Raw genomic sequence first — 14891 nt, 5'->3', positions numbered from 1 at the left:
GCTCACTTCGGTTGGCCGATGGTTACTTCGATCGTGCCGATGCCGTCGACGCCGCCAGTGATCGTGTCGCCGGCACGAACCGCGCCGACGCCGGCCGGCGTGCCGGTGAAGATCAGGTCGCCGGGCTCCAGTTCCACCGCCTCGCTGCAGATCGACACGATATCCGATATCGGCCAGATCAGCTCGGCGAGGTCGGCGTCCTGCCTGACCTGGCCGTTGACGGCGAGCCAGATGCGGCCCTTTTGCGGGTGACCGGATTTTTGTGCGGGGACCAGCGGGCCGCAAGGGGCGGAGCGGTCGAAGGCCTTCGACCAGTCCCACGGACGGGCGGCCTTCTTGGCCTCGTCCTGCAGATCGCGGCGGGTGAGATCGATGCCGACACCGTAGCCCCAGACATGATCCAGCGCCTGTTCGCGACCAATGCGAAAACCCGGTCTGCCGATCGCGGCGACCAGTTCGATCTCGTGGTGCAGATTGGCCGTCAGCGGCGGGTAGGGGATTGTGGCGCCGGAATCGACCACCGCGTCGGCCGGTTTGGTGAAGAAGAAGGGCGGATCGCGCTCGTCATTGCCGAGTTCGCGGGCATGCGCGGCGTAGTTGCGGCCGACGCAGAAGATGCGGCGCACCGCGAAACGCCCGGGCGAGCCCGCAACGGCCACCGATGCGATCGCGGGCGATGGAAGGACGAATTCTGTCATGTGGGTCTCTGCCTGGTTGCCGGAACATTCGACCGATTTGGGCGCCCGGGCAAGGCGATTTGGTCGAGAAAGTGCCGGCGGCACTTTCCGCTGGAGATGGCGATATACTATTTGGCAATAATCTGGCCATGCTGGCGGGGTTATTCTAATCACCCACGAACTGAAACGAACCCCTATGACCGCAACCCACGATCGCGCCCGGTTCTTGATCATCGACGACCACCCGCTGTTTCGCGAGGCGCTGCACAGCGCGGTGCAGATGGCCTATCCGGAGGTCGACACGGTGGAGGCGCGTTCGATCACCGAGGCGCTCGATCTTCTGGCCGACGCCAAGCCGTTCGACCTTGCGCTGCTCGACCTCAGCATGCCGGACGTGCACGGCTTCGACGGGCTGCTGCAGCTCAGGACGCGCTATCCGCGCCTGCCGGTGGTGATCGTCTCGGGCCATGAGGAGCCGAAGATCATTTCCGAGGCGCTGTCCTATGGTGCCGCGGGTTTCATTCCGAAATCGGCGCGCAAGAGCGACCTGGCCGCCGCCATCCGCTCGGTGATGGAGGGCGCGGTCTATGTGCCCGAAAGCTATGAAGGCCGCACGCCCGACGCCGAAAGCGTCGACCGCGCCGACATGGTGCAGCGCCTGTCGACGCTGACGCCGCAACAGCTGCGCGTACTGCAGATGCTGCGCCAGGGCCTGCTCAACAAGCAGATCGCCTACGAGCTGCAGGTGGGAGAGACCACCGTGAAAGCGCATGTCTCGGAGATCCTGCGCAAGCTCAATGTCTATAGCCGCACGCAGGCGGTGATCGAGGTGTCGAAGCTGGACAATGCGGAGCTGTTTCGGGATCAGGCGGGGTTTTGAAGCTTACTCTCCTCCTTGTGAGGAGGGTATGGCCCTTAAGCCAGCAAATGCGCCAGCAGCGCCCTTAATTGTGCCGGTTTCAGCGGCTTGCGCATCAGTTCGATGCCGCCGGCGCGGGCGGCCTTGGCGACGGCCTCGGAACTGTCGGCGGTGACGATCAGCGCCGGCACGGCGCGGCCGAGATAGTGGCGGACTTCGGCGATGGTGGCGGTGCCGAGATCGCCGCCGTCGAGGTGCTGGTCGGCAATGACGATGTCTGGCACCCAGTCGGTGTCGCCGAGCATGTCGAGTGCATCGTCGGTCGAGGTCGCGGCCCGCACCAGGCATTGCCAGCGTTCGAGCAGGAAGGTCATGGCCTGCAGCACCTCGACATCGTTCTCGACCAGCAGCACCTTGGTGCCGAACAGGCCATAGCCGCGCGGCCGTTCCATGTCGGCAAGGCTGGCGATGGCGTCGGCCGGAGCGCCGATGCCGACGGGAACATCGATGTGGAAGATCGTGCCGCGGCCGACCTTCGATGAGAATGTCACGGGATGACCGAGCGCGCTGGCCATGCGGCGCACGATGGCAAGTCCGAGCCCGAGACCGCCGCCGTCCAGTTCGGCATTGGCCGGCGAGGTGCCGCGGTGGAATTCCTCGAACACCGCCTCGCGCTGGTCGTCGGGAATGCCGCAGCCGGTGTCGGCGACGTCGATGCGGATCGTGTCGCCGCGATGCCTGGTGCCGACCAGCACGCCGCCCGAGCGGGTGTAGCCCAGCGCGTTGGAAAGGATGTTCTGCAGGATGCGGCGCAGCAGCGTGCGGTCGGAACGGACCACGGCGTTGACCGGCCGGAATTTCAGCGACAGGCCCTTCAGCTCCGCCACCGGCTGGAAATCCGAGCGCAGTGACGAAAACAGCGCCTCCAGACTGACGTCGCTTATGTTGGGCTGAACCACGCCGGCGTCGAGCTTGGAGATGTCGAGCAGGGTGCGCAGCAGGTCTTCCATCGTCTCCAGCGAGCGCTCGACCTGCCGCACCAGCTTTTTGCCCTCGTCGCTGGTCTGTACTTCGGCGAGCGCCGAAACCGAGAGGTGGGCCGCGTTCAGCGGCTGCAGGACGTCGTGGCTGGCGGCGGCGAGGAAGCGGGTCTTGGACAGGTTCGCCAGTTCGGCGTTTTCCTTGGCGGCGCTGAGGTCGATGTTGGATTGTTCCAACCGGCGCAAGGTTGAGTGCAGTTCCTCGGTGCGCGTGCGCACTCGGTTTTCCAGCGAAATCGCGGTCTGGAACAACGAGAAGGCGTTGCCTTGCTGGTCCATCGACCGCTCAACGCGGCTGACCAGGGCCGCGTTGATCTTCTTCAGCTTTTCAAGATCGTTTATGTCCCTGAGCGGCATCCTATTTCGCCGCCTTATTCCGCTGCCTGGCGCTCGCCAAAGGCGATGCCGGTAAAAGTCTGGTTCAGGTGCATCGACCGGTACTGTTCGCCATAGGTGCTGAAGCCGATGACATTGTTGGCCCGGTAGAGTTCCGAGATGTCGCGAAACACCTGCCGGTTGCGCGCATCCAGCCGGCGCAGCACGCAGTCGAAGCCGAGGATCATGTCGATGCCGCCAAGCCTCTCCTCGACAGCGCGCAGTGCGGCGCGCGTCGCTTCGACCATATCCTTGGGTTGGGCGATCGACAGCACGACGCCATCGTCTATGGCGCAGAAGAACGACAACGAGCCGTCAGGATGCATCTTCTGGATCGACCGGCAGTAATATTCGCCGCCGACCTTCACCACCACCGGATGCGAAGCAAAGCTCAGCGGCGTCAGCGACCTCGCGACGATGCCGATGGAAGCGGCATATTCCTCCGCCGCATTGGTGGCGTTGAACTCGCGCACGATACGGTGATCTGGATCGGACGCCGTCACCACCAGCTTTTCGTCGGTGGGAACGAAATTGTCGGTCTTGAAGACATGGAACGGAATTTCGGTTGATATCAGCACGATGATGGCGCTGTCGGAGGTGACCTTGCCGTTGGAGATCAGGCGCGTCGTCTCGAACTTCAAATCATCGCCGGCCGAGCCGCCGAGCAGCGGTATGTCGTCGAGGCCCCAATGGATGGCCGAACTCACCGCTTCCTCGGCATAGGAAAGCCCGTCGATGAAGCAGAGCGCGAATGTGCCTTGAGCGCGGTCGCAACCCAGGCGCGCGCGCAGCGACCGCCGCAAGGTCTCGACCTCGCTGGTGATCCTGTCCATGCCAGACGACGACAGATTGTCGACCATCACGCTGACGGCGGTGAACACGGCGGATGGAAGCAGCATGGCGAGCACATGACCGTCCTCGAGGCCTTGCGGCGTGATCTCGCCGGCGGTCGAGCAGCCGGCGTGGTGGAGCGCCGGCGCGTGAGTCATGAGCGCCTGGGAAAGAGCGCCGGCCTCGACCAGGCTCTGGGAAAAGAACAGCAGGGCAAAGCCCGCGTCGATAGCGGCTGCTTCCAGCGCGATCGCCCTGGCGAACGCCTCCATGTCGGGCTCGTCCGTGGTGAGCGCCGACAGGCCGCATGCATAGCGCGTCCGTGAATTGGCCAGCGATGTCCTCCGCGTTTCCTCCGACGCGTTTTTGTGCGCGGCTGTTTTACATGCTTCTGGCGCGCGGGCGTCGACCAACATTGTTGCCTTCAATCGGTATTTTGGCAATGGGGCAGCCGGGACTGCACGTCTGGGCGCGGCCATGACCGAAAGTACAATGTGCGGCGTTTGCGACCTGCTGTTTTTTGTGCGTTGTGCGGTGTACGAATAACGCGTGGCCGACGTGCCAACACCGCGTCGGCAACGTGATGACCAAGGTTGATACCCAGGGAGGGACCATGTCGGACATTTCGTTGATGGTGAACGGAAAGCGGGTCAGCGGTGCTGCCGAGGACCGAACGCTTCTGGTTCACTTCCTGCGGGAAAATCTCGGCCTTACCGGCACGCATGTCGGTTGCGATACCTCGCAATGCGGCGCCTGCGTCGTCCATGTCGACGGCAAGGCGGTCAAATCCTGTACGATGCTCGCCGTGCAGGCCTCCGGCTCGACCGTGGTGACGATCGAAGGCCTGGCCAATGGCGCCGACCTGCATCCGGTGCAAGCCGCCTTCAAGGAACATCACGGGCTGCAGTGCGGTTTCTGCACGCCGGGCATGATCATGACGGCGACCGACATGATCAGCCGCCACCCCGAAGGCCTCGACGAGGCGACGGTGCGCGCCGAGCTCGAAGGCAACATCTGCCGCTGCACAGGCTACCACAACATCGTCAAGGCGATCCTCGCCGCATCGAAGACGATGTCCAAGGCGTCGAAAGGCAAGGCGAAACAGGCTGCCTAAGGGGTGAATAGTGGATGGTGAATAGTGAGTAGAGTGGCCGCGGGCTCCTCCTCCATTTCGACCATTCACCAATTCACCATTCACTATTCACCGGGAGGAATTTCTGATGGGCATTGAAGGTGTAGGCGCTCGGGTCGCGCGCAAGGAAGACAAACGATTCATCACCGGCGCCGGCCGTTATGTCGACGATATGGTGGTTCCCGGCATGAAGCACGCCGCCTTCGTGCGCAGCCCTCACGCGCATGCGCAGATCAAGAAGATCGACGTCAAGAAGGCTCAAGGCATGCCCGGCGTTATCGGCGTGCTGACCGGCAAGGAACTCAAGGCCGACGGCATCGGCAACCTCATCTGCGGCTGGATGATCCACTCCAAGGATGGCTCGCCGATGAAGATGGGGGCGTGGTCGCCACTGGCTTTCGACAGGGTCCGTTATGTCGGCGATGCCGTCGTTATCGTCGTCGCCGAGACCAAGGGGCAGGCGCGTGACGCCGCCGAAGCGGTCGAGATCACCTACAAGGAGCTGAAGGCCGTCGTCGATGCCTCCAGGGCGATGGACAAGGGCGCGCCGCAGATCCATCCCGAGGCCGACAACAATCTGATCTTCGACTGGGACATCGGCAATGCCGACGACACGGCGGCGGCCTTCGAGAAGGCAGCCCACGTGGTGAAGATGGACATCATCAACAACCGGCTGGTGCCCAACGCCATGGAGCCGCGCGCGGCCCTTGGCCATTACGACAAGGCCGAGGACCACTACACCTGCTGGACGACCTCGCAGAACCCGCATGTGGCGCGGCTGGTAATGAGCGCCTTCTACAACGTCGCGCCGGAAAACAAGCTGCGCGTGATTGCACCCGATGTCGGCGGCGGTTTCGGTTCGAAAATCTACATCTATCCCGAAGAGATCGTCTGCCTGTGGGCCTCGAAGAAGACCGGCGTGCCGGTCAAATGGGTGGCCGACCGGACCGAGAGTTTTCTGACCGACGCGCATGGCCGCGATCATCACACCCATGCCGAAATGGCTTTCGACAAGGACCACAGGATCCTCGGCCTCAAGGTTGAAACCCAAGCCAATCTTGGCGCCTACATGTCGCTGTTTTCGTCGGCGACGCCGACCTATCTCTATGCGACGCTGCTGTCGGGCCAATACAACATCCCGGCCATCCACGCCAATGTGAAGGCGATCTACACCAACACCGCGCCTGTCGATGCCTATCGCGGGGCAGGGCGGCCGGAAGCCACCTTCGTCATGGAACGCATGATGGAGACCGCCGCGCGCCAGTTCGGCGTTTCACCCGCCGAGTTGCGGCGCAAGAACTTCGTCACCTCGTTCCCGCACCAGACGCCGGTCATCATGTGCTATGACGCCGGCGACTACGCGGCTTCGCTCGACGCGGCGATGAAGGCGTCGGACTATGCCGGCTTTGCCAAGCGCAAGGCCGCCGCCGCCAAGAAGGGCCTGCTGCGCGGCATCGGCATGAGCTGCTACATCGAGGCCTGCGGCATCGCGCCGTCGGCGGCGGTCGGTTCGCTGGGCGCCGGTGTCGGCCTTTGGGAAAGTGCCGAGGTGCGCGTCAATGCCGTCGGCACGATCGAGGTGCTGACCGGCTCGCACAGCCACGGCCAAGGCCACGAGACGACCTTCGCGCAATTGGTCAACGAGCGCTTCGGCGTGCCGCTCGATTCTGTCTCGATCGTGCATGGCGATACCGACAAGGTGCAGATGGGCATGGGCACCTACGGCTCGCGCTCGGGCGCGGTCGGCATGTCGGCGATCGTCAAGGCGCTCGACAAGGTCGAGGCCAAAGCCAAGAAGATCGCGGCGCATCTGCTCGAGGCCGACGAGGGCGATATCGTCATCGAGAACGGCGCGCTGAAAGTCGCCGGCACCGACAAGAACGTGCCGTGGTTCCAGATGGCGCTCGCCGCCTACACAGCCCACAATCTGCCGGGCGGCATGGAGCCTGGGCTGAAGGAGACGGCTTTTTACGATCCGTCGAATTTCACCTTCCCGGCCGGCTGCTACATCTGCGAGGTCGAGGTCGACCCGGAAACCGGCATGACCGAGATCGTCCAGTTCGTCGCCGCCGACGATTTCGGCAATATCATCAATCCGATGATCGTCGAGGGCCAGGTGCATGGCGGACTGGCGCAAGGCATCGGCCAGGCGCTGCTGGAAGGCGCCCACTATGACAACAGCGGCCAGCTGCTGACCGCGAGTTACATGGACTACACCATGCCGCGCGCCGGCGACCTGCCGTCATTCAAGGTCTCGACCTCGAACACGCCGTGCCCGGGCAATCCGCTCGGCATCAAAGGCTGCGGCGAGGCCGGCGCCATCGGCTCGCCGCCGGCGGTGATCAATGCCATCACCGACGCCATCGGCAGCAACGAACTCGCCATGCCGGCAACGCCGTCCACCGTGTGGGCAGCGATCCGCGCGACGAAACATTGAAAAGCGAATAGCGAATAGGGAGTAGCGAATAGGGCAGAGACGGCGGTGCGACGGGACAGATCCTATTCGCTATTCGCTACTCCCTATTCGCTCTTTCACCCAAGGGAGAAAGACAAATGTACTCAGTCAACTATCACCGTGCCGCCTCGGTCACCGATGCCGCCAAGCTGATCAAGACGGGCGACGCCAAGCTGCTTTCGGGCGGCATGACGCTGATCCCGGCGATGAAGACGCGGCTCGCCGCGCCTTCAGACCTAGTCGACCTGTCGCGGATCAAGGAGCTGCAGGGTGTCAAGGTGTCGGGCAAGACAGTGACCATCGGCGCTGCCACCACGCATCACGCCGTTGCCGGTGACGAGAAGCTGAAGAAGGCCTGTCCGGCGCTTGCCTATCTGGCTTCGCTGATCGGCGATCCGGCGGTGCGCCACAAGGGAACGATCGGCGGCTCGATCGCCAACAACGATCCGGCGGCCGATTATCCGGCGGCGCTGCTGGCGTTGGGTGCCACCATCGTCACCAACAAGCGCCAGATCGCGGCGGACAAGTTCTTCAAGGGTCTGTTCGAGACGTCGTTGAAGGATGGCGAAATCATCACCGCCGTCACCTTCACCGCGCCGGCCAAGGCGGCCTATGAAAAATTCCGCAATCCGGCATCGCGCTACGCCATCGTTGGCGTGTTCGTTGCCAAGGGCAAGGATGGCGTCAGCGTTGCCGTCACCGGCGCCGGCGACGACGGCGTCTTCCGCTCGAAGGAGATCGAGGCCGCGCTCGCCAAGAATTTCGCGGCCTCGGCGCTCGATGGCGTGAAGGTGCCGGCGAAGAATCTGATGACCGACATTCACGCCTCGGCCGACTATCGCGCCCATCTGATCGCGGTGATGGCCAAGCGCGCGGTGGCTGCCGCCAACGCCTGACGCCAGCACTCAGGCGTAACGAAAGGGGCCAATGCGGTCCCTTTTTTGTGTGGCGACCCGCATCTGCCGGGTGGAAGACCGGCGCGCGCCAATCCTTGAAGCAATTCCGGCCGATACTTCGCCCGGAACTGATCCGGCGGCAATCTCGCACTTGCACAAATTTATCTTGCGCTGCAATATGGACTGGGCGGGAATGCGAGCCGGGTTCGGGGTCTACTGCCGTGCCCTTTCGCATGCCAATGCGAAAGGATCGGTATGACCGACACCTCCGCGACGTATGTCGTTCCGTACCGGTCCGCCGCCGACAGACCGGCCAGAACAAGACTGGCCTATCTCGACGGCTGGCGCGGCCTGTCGATCGCCCTGGTCCTGATCGGCCATTTTTTCCCCGTCCCCGGAATCAATCTCGGGGTGCTGGGCGTCGAATTCTTCTTCGTGCTCAGCGGCCGGTTGATGGGCGAGATCCTGTTCATCGAACGCTATCCACTGAAGAAATTCTTCAAACGCCGGTTCTCCCGCATCTATCCGGCGCTTCTGGTTTTCGTGATCGTCGCGATGATTGCGCTCTCCAGCACCTTCGTTGCCTTCAAATGGAAGGCGGCGCTGACGGCGCTGACATTCACGTACAATTATGCCGGCACTCTGGTTACGCGGGCTGGCGCGCTCGACCATATCTGGTCGCTTTGCATCGAAGAGCACGCCTATATCATGCTGGCGCTGATCAGCGTCATCGTCTCGCGTCGCTCTCGCGTCGTCGTACTGCTCCTGGCGCTGGCCTTGCTTGCCATGGCCAACGGCGCGGTTTCGTACTGGGTCTTCGGGATGGATTACGAAACCACGTACTGGCGCACCGATGTGCACATCGCATCGATCCTGCTGTCGGCTTCGATCTGCCTGCTCAAGGCCGATGGCAGGCTGCCGGCGGTCTTGAGGGGCAAGCATGTGGCGCTGGCGGCATCGATCTGCGCCGTTCTGCTGTTCCTCGATCCGGTGCCGACGCCGATCCATTATCTCTTCGCGGTGCCGCTGCTGGCCCTGGCTGTCAATGTGCTCGATTTCAGCCCCCGATATTTTTCCGGATTGCTGTCGTCCTGGCCGATGGCAACGCTGGGGCTGTGGTCGTACTCGCTCTATCTGTGGCAGCAGCCGTTCTACAGATTCGTCCATGAACAAGGCAATGCGCCGATTCCGATGCTGGCCGGCGTCTTCGCCTGCGCGCTCTGCAGCTACTACGTCATCGAGCGCCCGGCGCGCGAATGGCTCAACCGCAACTGGTGAGGCAATAGGGCCGTTCAGGCCGTCTTGTGGCGCGCTCGCCCTCTATGCGTGCAACGATCTGACGTAATAGCGCACCGCTTTCTTGCCGCCGTGGATGACGGCGTCGCCGGCCTCGACGAAGCCGAGCGCGGCGTGGAAGGCATCCGAGGCGGGATTGGGCGGGTCGGTGTTGACCTCGCAGGTGACCAGCGCGTGGCCGGCGCGCTCAACATGGCCGAACAGGTCCTGATAGAGCCGGCGGGCATGGCCGCGGCCGCGCGCCTTCGCCGCCACGACCACACGGTCGACATAGACGAAGCGCTCGTAGCGCTCGCGAAACCACAAGAAATTCGGGCTGTCGTAACGAGCGGCCTGGTCGAAGGTCATGATGAAGGCTTCGAGGTCCCCAATGCGGCGCGCGTAAAATGCTTCGCCGAGAAGGAAGGATAGCCGTTCTGGCTCCAGCCACGACAATTCGGCGGCGTGCTCGTTGTTGAGCGCCAGGATCGCCGCTTCGTCTTCGGCCGAGACGCGGCTGATCGGGGCGGGGGTCGCGCTCATGCCTTGGCTGCCGCGATGGTCGCCGCCGCCAGCGGTATATCGGTCAGCGTGTTGCGGTATTCGCGGTCAAGATCGGAGCCGCCCATGCCGACATGGGGATTGCGATAGGCCATGGCGCTCGGCACATCCTTGAGGGCGGCGAAATGCATTTCGGACAGGCCGGTTTTGCCGCGCACGTCGGCGATGTTACCGAGATCGAGCCCGCCGCAGCCGAGGATGACGATGCGATCGCCTGCCTGCTGCACCAGATCCGCCAGGAGTGAAGCGCCTTCGACTGCCGTGTCGCGCTGGCCGCTGGTCAGCACGCGGCCGACCTTGCTGCGGATCAGCGCTTCCAGCGCTTCTGCCGGATCGGGCGTCATATCGAAGGCGCGGTGGCAGGTGACGTTCAAGGAGCCGGCGGCCTGCGTCAGTTCGCTCATGCGCGCCTCGTCAATGGTGCCGTCGGCGTTCAGGCAGCCTAACACCACGCCGGGCACGCCGAGTTCGCGCAGTGCCGAGACATCGGCCAGCATCGAGGCGTATTCGGTGTCGCTGTAGAGAAAATCGCCGCCGCGCGGCCGCACCATGACGTGAAACGGCACGCTTGCCTGGTCGAGGGCGGCGCGCACCGTGCCAAGGCTCGGCGTGATGCCGCCTTCAATGAGGCTGGCGCACAGTTCGACCCGGTCGGCGCCGGCAGCCTGCGCTGCCAGCAGGCCGTCAATGCCTTCAACACAGATTTCGATCAGCGGCAGGCGATTTTCTCTGGTCAAGGGGCGATCCTATCCATGATGTCGCTGTCAGCCCTAGCATCGGGCCGGTTGGTGCGAAAGCGCGAACAGCGCGCCGCCATTTGGGCCAGGCGGCATTTCCCCGCTTGACAGTCTCATAACCATTGAGTTATTGGTTAATCCATAGCCGAATGGTTATTGATTGGCGTGAGCAGCGCGGCGCGGCCGACAATCGTTTCAAACTCGCAAACCCGGACGCATGGCATCCGGGCCGGCAAAAGACGCCCTGACGAAACACTTCAAAGGAGAAAGACCATGCAAGCAAGGATCAAGAACCCGGTGGTGCTCATTCCCGGCTCCGTGCAGGCGCTGCTGGCGCTGGACAAGTCGACGGAGGTGGCCGAATTGCCCTACGTGACGCGCAAGCTCATCCATCTGCGCGCCAGCCAGATCAACAATTGCGCCGTCTGCGTCGACATGCACGCGCGTGAATTGAAGAAGGCCGGCGAAAAGGACGAGCGCATCTTTGCCCTCGCAGCATGGCGGGAGACGCCTTACTTCACCGACGCCGAACGCGCTGCCCTGGCGCTGACCGAGGCCGGCACACGGCTCGCCGACCGGCCGGACGCGGTGCCGGACGATGTCTGGGACGAGGCCACCCGGCACTATGATGAAAAGGCGCTTGCCGCGCTGGTCATCCAGATCGCGCTCATCAACGCCTTCAACCGGCTCAACGCCACGACACGGCAGATGGTCGGTGCCTGGGGTTAGGCGCCGGGGAGGGGCGCACGACGGTGCGGTTATGCGCGGCGCATGGCTCCCCGCCTCCCGGCCGCTGGGCGCGGACCTAGCCGCTACCGGCGCAATTCCGTATTCTTGGCGCCTTCCTCGACCTGATCGACTACCAGCAGCTTGACCTCGATATCACCGATATTGGTGGCCTGATGCCACTGGCCGATCATTTCGATGATGAAATCGCCCGTCTTGTATGTGTTGCTGTTGCCGGTCTCGACATTGGTCACCTTCAGCGTGCCGGCCTGGACATAGGCGTAGCGCGGGAAGGGGTGTCTGTGGACTGGCAAGTTCGCGCCCGGCGCGATGTCATAGGTCGACACCAGCACCTGCACGTTTTTCCGCGGCAGCGTGATCGGCTGGCCGGACGCGGTCGTCGTGCGGGACGCCAGGGGCGTCACGACGACGGGCGTGCCGCTGCTGTCCAGCGCCCAAGCCGGGTTTACGGAAAAGGCCGCTGAGAGCAGCAGCATCGGCACCGGAATTTTTCGCATGACTCGCTCCAGCCTCGGCGACAGCATCGCGCGGTGGTCGGCCGTACGCAAGGCGTGGCCTCGGGCGAAGAACTGGCGGCTCGCGTCCCGCGGGCTTTGCAAGATCGATCCACCCTGCAACGGCCGGCTATTGTTGCCCGGCGATCACTAAGGTTGTCGTGATGAGTTTCCTCGCCTCAATCCGCTCAAGGCAATGATCGGGAATATTGGGATCGGGAATATTTGGCCACGTCGCCTTGGCGCATTCTCCCCCGGTGACCGAGACAGGGTCGCCCGGCCGCGCGTCGGCAGCTTGGTTGGCCGTGGACGCGAAAAGGACCGTTTGGGTTGTGAGAGCCGAAAAGATGGCAACCTGGACCAGCACGGCGGCGAGGGCGATTTTCTTCAGCATGCGACAGAACGCTCTTCAACGCCCCCGGTTCCTCTGGCTTCCAGTTTTTTGGCTCCCTAACGGAACAAGAGACCGGCGATCCGATTAACTGGATCATGTCCAACACGATCAAGGAACCGCCACCGAGGCACGAACCGAAGAAGGTACCTGTCTATCGTCGCGACAAAGAAGCACCGTCAGAACTTGAACATGTCGATCCGCCACCGCGAGACGTGCGAGAGGCACCGGTACCCAATCCAAACGGAGACAAGAAATCCTAACGAGATCGCCGAAGCCGAGGCAAGGCCATATGCCTGCTCCGGCGAAAACGCGGCCGCCCGGCGTCGCGACATCATTGACGATGCGCTGGATCAGCCCGAGGCCTCTTCTACCGGCCGGCCAGATTCTGTGGTAGATAGGTGTCGCAATCCATATGGGAGAAGCGGACAATCCGTCCTGCCGTGAAAGGCGCATTTCTGTCGGCACCGGCATGCGCGGATCATCTCAGGCACATTTGACGATAAGGGAGGAAAAAGTCATGCGCTTGGTCGCGTTTTTCGCCGTCATGTCTGTTGCAACCTTCGTCGCCAATCCTTCGCAGGCTCAGGACGCTGCGGCTGGCGAGAAGGTCTTCACCAAATGCAAGGTCTGCCACATCGCGGACGAGGATAAGAACAAGATCGGTCCATCGCTGCACGGCGTCATCGGCCGGACCGCCGGTACGCATCCGGATTTCAAATATTCCGATGCCATGATTGCGGCCGGCAAATCCGGCGTCAAATGGGACGAGCCAACACTGACGACCTATCTTCACGACCCCAAGGCCATGGTCAAAGGGACCAAGATGGCGTTTCCCGGCCTCAAGAACGATGCGGACGTGGCCAACGTCATTGCCTATCTGAAAACGTTCTCCCAGTGACCTGGCTCCTCCGCAATGCGTCTAAAAACCGGGCCACTTTTGAGCGACTTGCATTAGGTTGCCTGCTTCCATCGGTCTGAGATGTCGACTAGGGAAAGCCGCCTCAAGGAGACCGGCATCCGCCTCTCGGAAGCGACGGCGGGCGATTTCTTCGCGCTTTTGAAGCCGCGGGTCATGGCGCTTGCCGTATTTACTGCTTTCGTTGGCCTGATGGCGGCGCCTGGCGTGATGAATCCGGTCATTGCCTTGATTGCAATCGGTGCGATCGCGATCGGAGCAGGAGCGGCCGGGGCCCTCAACATGTGGTACGACGCGGACATTGACGCGCTGATGTCGCGCACATCAAAGCGGCCGGTTCCGTCGGGCCGCGTCACGCCGGGTGAAGCTCTCGGCTTCGGCCTGGTGCTTTCGGCGCTTTCGGTCATCACGCTCGGCGTGCTGGTGGACTGGCTTGCCGCATCGCTGCTGGCCTTCACCATCTTCTTCTACGTCGTCATCTATACGATGTGGCTGAAGCGCTTGACGCCGCAGAATATCGTCATCGGCGGCGCGGCGGGTGCCCTTCCTCCTGTCATTGGCTGGGCGGCCGCCACTGGCGGGATCGGCATCGAAAGCGTCATCCTGTTCCTGATCATCTTTCTGTGGACGCCGCCGCATTTCTGGGCGCTCGCGCTGTTCAAGGTCGGCGACTACGCGGCTGCCGGCATCCCGATGATGCCGAACGTGGCCGGCCAGGCGTCGACCAGAAAACAGATACTCGCCTATTCGCTGCTCTTGGCGCCAATCGGCGTGCTGCCGTGGGCGTTCGGATTCACGAGCGTGTTTTATGGACTTGTTTCCGCGGCATTGGGCGCAGGTTTCATCTGGCACGCCTGGAAGGTCCTGATCGCTCCAGGCGCGGAGATGAAGACTGCCAAGGCGCTGTTCGCCTTCTCGATTTTCTATCTTTTCGCGATCTTTGCCATGCTGCTTGCCGACACCATCGCAATGCGGGCGTTCATGCCAGTCGGAGGTTGACGGCGTGACCGCTGTTCTTGGATTACCTGACGAGCCGAGAGGGACTGGTCGATAATTGTGTATTGAAGACATTGCACGCCAGGAGCGGCTCCGCGATCACGATGGTATTGCACAGAATCCCAGGATCAGCAGGGCGACTATGCCAAGGCCGAGTATGAGAAGCGTCCTTCCGTCCATGGCTTCACCTTTGACCCGTCAGCGCGGGCAAAGCGTCCTTTGCGCGCCCAAAAAGGACGCGCGGCGCCGCGTGAGAATATCGAAAAAGGACCACCAGAGCTAGCCGTCGGAGCTCTTCCGACAGGGCAATCGGGTGAGTTAACGCGTGACAAGGGGTTTAGGAGCTGAATCTGTCGAGAGCATCTGATTCTTTGGAGGATGCTTTGGATGGACGATGTGGCTTGCGATGCCGGTGCGTTGTCGGAAACGGTTGTTTTTCTGGGTCATTTCAAGGATCTGCCTGATGGTCGGCAGAGTGCGAAGGTAAGATATCCGCTGGATGAGGT

General features: G+C 62.7%; 15 protein-coding genes. 8 read left to right on the top strand and 7 right to left on the bottom strand.

All coding sequences use genetic code 11. From position 1 onward, the window contains the following. Positions 1 to 2: 2 nt before the first annotated feature. Entirely contained in the window at positions 3 to 698 is a 696-nt protein-coding gene (locus NKH19_RS13080; protein WP_352867634.1) for a fumarylacetoacetate hydrolase family protein, read from the bottom strand. Between the two features lie 175 nt (positions 699 to 873). On the opposite strand from NKH19_RS13080, the gene NKH19_RS13075 reads away from it, so the two are divergent. Further along, a complete protein-coding gene (locus tag NKH19_RS13075; RefSeq protein WP_352867636.1) occupies positions 874 to 1557 on the top strand; it encodes a response regulator in 684 nt (227 codons plus the stop codon). Positions 1558 to 1592: 35 nt separating this feature from the next. On the opposite strand, the gene NKH19_RS13070 is transcribed toward NKH19_RS13075, so the two are convergent. Together NKH19_RS13070 and NKH19_RS13065 are read right to left on the bottom strand one after the other, a co-directional pair. Then, a complete protein-coding gene (locus NKH19_RS13070) occupies positions 1593 to 2933 on the bottom strand; it encodes a hybrid sensor histidine kinase/response regulator (protein WP_352867638.1) in 1341 nt (446 codons plus the stop codon). Positions 2934 to 2947: 14 nt separating this feature from the next. Then, on the bottom strand, positions 2948 to 4198 hold the full coding sequence (locus tag NKH19_RS13065; protein WP_352867641.1) for an FIST N-terminal domain-containing protein: 1251 nt from the start codon (positions 4196 to 4198) through the stop codon (positions 2948 to 2950). A gap of 197 nt (positions 4199 to 4395) precedes the next feature. On the opposite strand from NKH19_RS13065, the gene NKH19_RS13060 reads away from it, so the two are divergent. The 4 genes from NKH19_RS13060 to NKH19_RS13045 all read left to right on the top strand — a co-directional run bounded on the left by NKH19_RS13060 (position 4396) and on the right by NKH19_RS13045 (position 9543). Beyond that, a complete protein-coding gene (locus NKH19_RS13060) occupies positions 4396 to 4896 on the top strand; it encodes a (2Fe-2S)-binding protein (RefSeq protein ID WP_352867644.1) in 501 nt (166 codons plus the stop codon). A 106-nt stretch (positions 4897 to 5002) separates the two neighbouring features. Next, positions 5003 to 7351 carry a xanthine dehydrogenase family protein molybdopterin-binding subunit gene (locus NKH19_RS13055; protein WP_352867647.1) on the top strand — a complete coding sequence of 783 codons (2349 nt, stop codon included), beginning with the start codon at positions 5003 to 5005 and terminating at the stop codon, positions 7349 to 7351. 116 nt (positions 7352 to 7467) lie between these two features. Continuing rightward, entirely contained in the window at positions 7468 to 8265 is a 798-nt protein-coding gene (locus NKH19_RS13050) for an FAD binding domain-containing protein (RefSeq protein WP_352867649.1), read from the top strand. A gap of 255 nt (positions 8266 to 8520) precedes the next feature. Further along, complete coding sequence (locus NKH19_RS13045; protein WP_352867652.1) at positions 8521 to 9543, top strand: acyltransferase family protein; 1023 nt, start codon at positions 8521 to 8523, stop codon at positions 9541 to 9543. Between the two features lie 42 nt (positions 9544 to 9585). On the opposite strand, the gene NKH19_RS13040 is transcribed toward NKH19_RS13045, so the two are convergent. Together NKH19_RS13040 and NKH19_RS13035 are read right to left on the bottom strand one after the other, a co-directional pair. Further along, entirely contained in the window at positions 9586 to 10083 is a 498-nt protein-coding gene (locus NKH19_RS13040) for a GNAT family N-acetyltransferase (protein ID WP_352867655.1), read from the bottom strand. Further along, positions 10080 to 10838: a copper homeostasis protein CutC gene (locus NKH19_RS13035; protein WP_352867658.1), complete on the bottom strand. Its 759-nt coding sequence runs from the start codon at positions 10836 to 10838 to the stop codon at positions 10080 to 10082. Before NKH19_RS13035 ends, NKH19_RS13040 begins: the two co-directional genes overlap by 4 nt. Positions 10839 to 11111: 273 nt before the next feature. On the opposite strand from NKH19_RS13035, the gene NKH19_RS13030 reads away from it, so the two are divergent. Then, positions 11112 to 11567, top strand: coding sequence for a carboxymuconolactone decarboxylase family protein (locus tag NKH19_RS13030; protein ID WP_352867661.1), 456 nt, complete (start codon positions 11112 to 11114; stop codon positions 11565 to 11567). An 83-nt stretch (positions 11568 to 11650) separates the two neighbouring features. On the opposite strand, the gene NKH19_RS13025 is transcribed toward NKH19_RS13030, so the two are convergent. After that, positions 11651 to 12082 carry a cupin domain-containing protein gene (locus NKH19_RS13025; RefSeq protein ID WP_352867663.1) on the bottom strand — a complete coding sequence of 144 codons (432 nt, stop codon included), beginning with the start codon at positions 12080 to 12082 and terminating at the stop codon, positions 11651 to 11653. A gap of 127 nt (positions 12083 to 12209) precedes the next feature. Beyond that, positions 12210 to 12473, bottom strand: coding sequence for a hypothetical protein (locus tag NKH19_RS13020; RefSeq protein ID WP_352867665.1), 264 nt, complete (start codon positions 12471 to 12473; stop codon positions 12210 to 12212). Between the two features lie 517 nt (positions 12474 to 12990). On the opposite strand from NKH19_RS13020, the gene NKH19_RS13015 reads away from it, so the two are divergent. Together NKH19_RS13015 and NKH19_RS13010 are read left to right on the top strand one after the other, a co-directional pair. Next, positions 12991 to 13371 (top strand): c-type cytochrome, encoded by a 381-nt coding sequence (locus tag NKH19_RS13015; protein ID WP_352867668.1) that lies wholly within the window; start codon positions 12991 to 12993, stop codon positions 13369 to 13371. 81 nt (positions 13372 to 13452) lie between these two features. Then, on the top strand, positions 13453 to 14388 hold the full coding sequence (locus NKH19_RS13010) for a heme o synthase (protein WP_352867670.1): 936 nt from the start codon (positions 13453 to 13455) through the stop codon (positions 14386 to 14388). Positions 14389 to 14891: the final 503 nt, after the last annotated feature.

Source organism: Mesorhizobium sp. M1338 (genome assembly GCF_040318045.1).
In the GTDB taxonomy this organism is placed as follows: Bacteria; Pseudomonadota; Alphaproteobacteria; order Rhizobiales; family Rhizobiaceae; genus Mesorhizobium.
This window is presented reverse-complemented; position numbering and strand designations above follow the sequence as displayed.

Coding starts and splice junctions, on each gene's coding strand:
- NKH19_RS13080 (WP_352867634.1), bottom strand. CDS start 698: ATGACAGAATTCGTCCTTCCATCGCCCGCGATCGCATCGGTGGCCGTT.
- NKH19_RS13075 (WP_352867636.1), top strand. CDS start 874: ATGACCGCAACCCACGATCGCGCCCGGTTCTTGATCATCGACGACCAC.
- NKH19_RS13070 (WP_352867638.1), bottom strand. CDS start 2,933: ATGCCGCTCAGGGACATAAACGATCTTGAAAAGCTGAAGAAGATCAAC.
- NKH19_RS13065 (WP_352867641.1), bottom strand. CDS start 4,198: ATGTTGGTCGACGCCCGCGCGCCAGAAGCATGTAAAACAGCCGCGCAC.
- NKH19_RS13060 (WP_352867644.1), top strand. CDS start 4,396: ATGTCGGACATTTCGTTGATGGTGAACGGAAAGCGGGTCAGCGGTGCT.
- NKH19_RS13055 (WP_352867647.1), top strand. CDS start 5,003: ATGGGCATTGAAGGTGTAGGCGCTCGGGTCGCGCGCAAGGAAGACAAA.
- NKH19_RS13050 (WP_352867649.1), top strand. CDS start 7,468: ATGTACTCAGTCAACTATCACCGTGCCGCCTCGGTCACCGATGCCGCC.
- NKH19_RS13045 (WP_352867652.1), top strand. CDS start 8,521: ATGACCGACACCTCCGCGACGTATGTCGTTCCGTACCGGTCCGCCGCC.
- NKH19_RS13040 (WP_352867655.1), bottom strand. CDS start 10,083: ATGAGCGCGACCCCCGCCCCGATCAGCCGCGTCTCGGCCGAAGACGAA.
- NKH19_RS13030 (WP_352867661.1), top strand. CDS start 11,112: ATGCAAGCAAGGATCAAGAACCCGGTGGTGCTCATTCCCGGCTCCGTG.
- NKH19_RS13025 (WP_352867663.1), bottom strand. CDS start 12,082: ATGCGAAAAATTCCGGTGCCGATGCTGCTGCTCTCAGCGGCCTTTTCC.
- NKH19_RS13020 (WP_352867665.1), bottom strand. CDS start 12,473: ATGCTGAAGAAAATCGCCCTCGCCGCCGTGCTGGTCCAGGTTGCCATC.
- NKH19_RS13015 (WP_352867668.1), top strand. CDS start 12,991: ATGCGCTTGGTCGCGTTTTTCGCCGTCATGTCTGTTGCAACCTTCGTC.
- NKH19_RS13010 (WP_352867670.1), top strand. CDS start 13,453: ATGTCGACTAGGGAAAGCCGCCTCAAGGAGACCGGCATCCGCCTCTCG.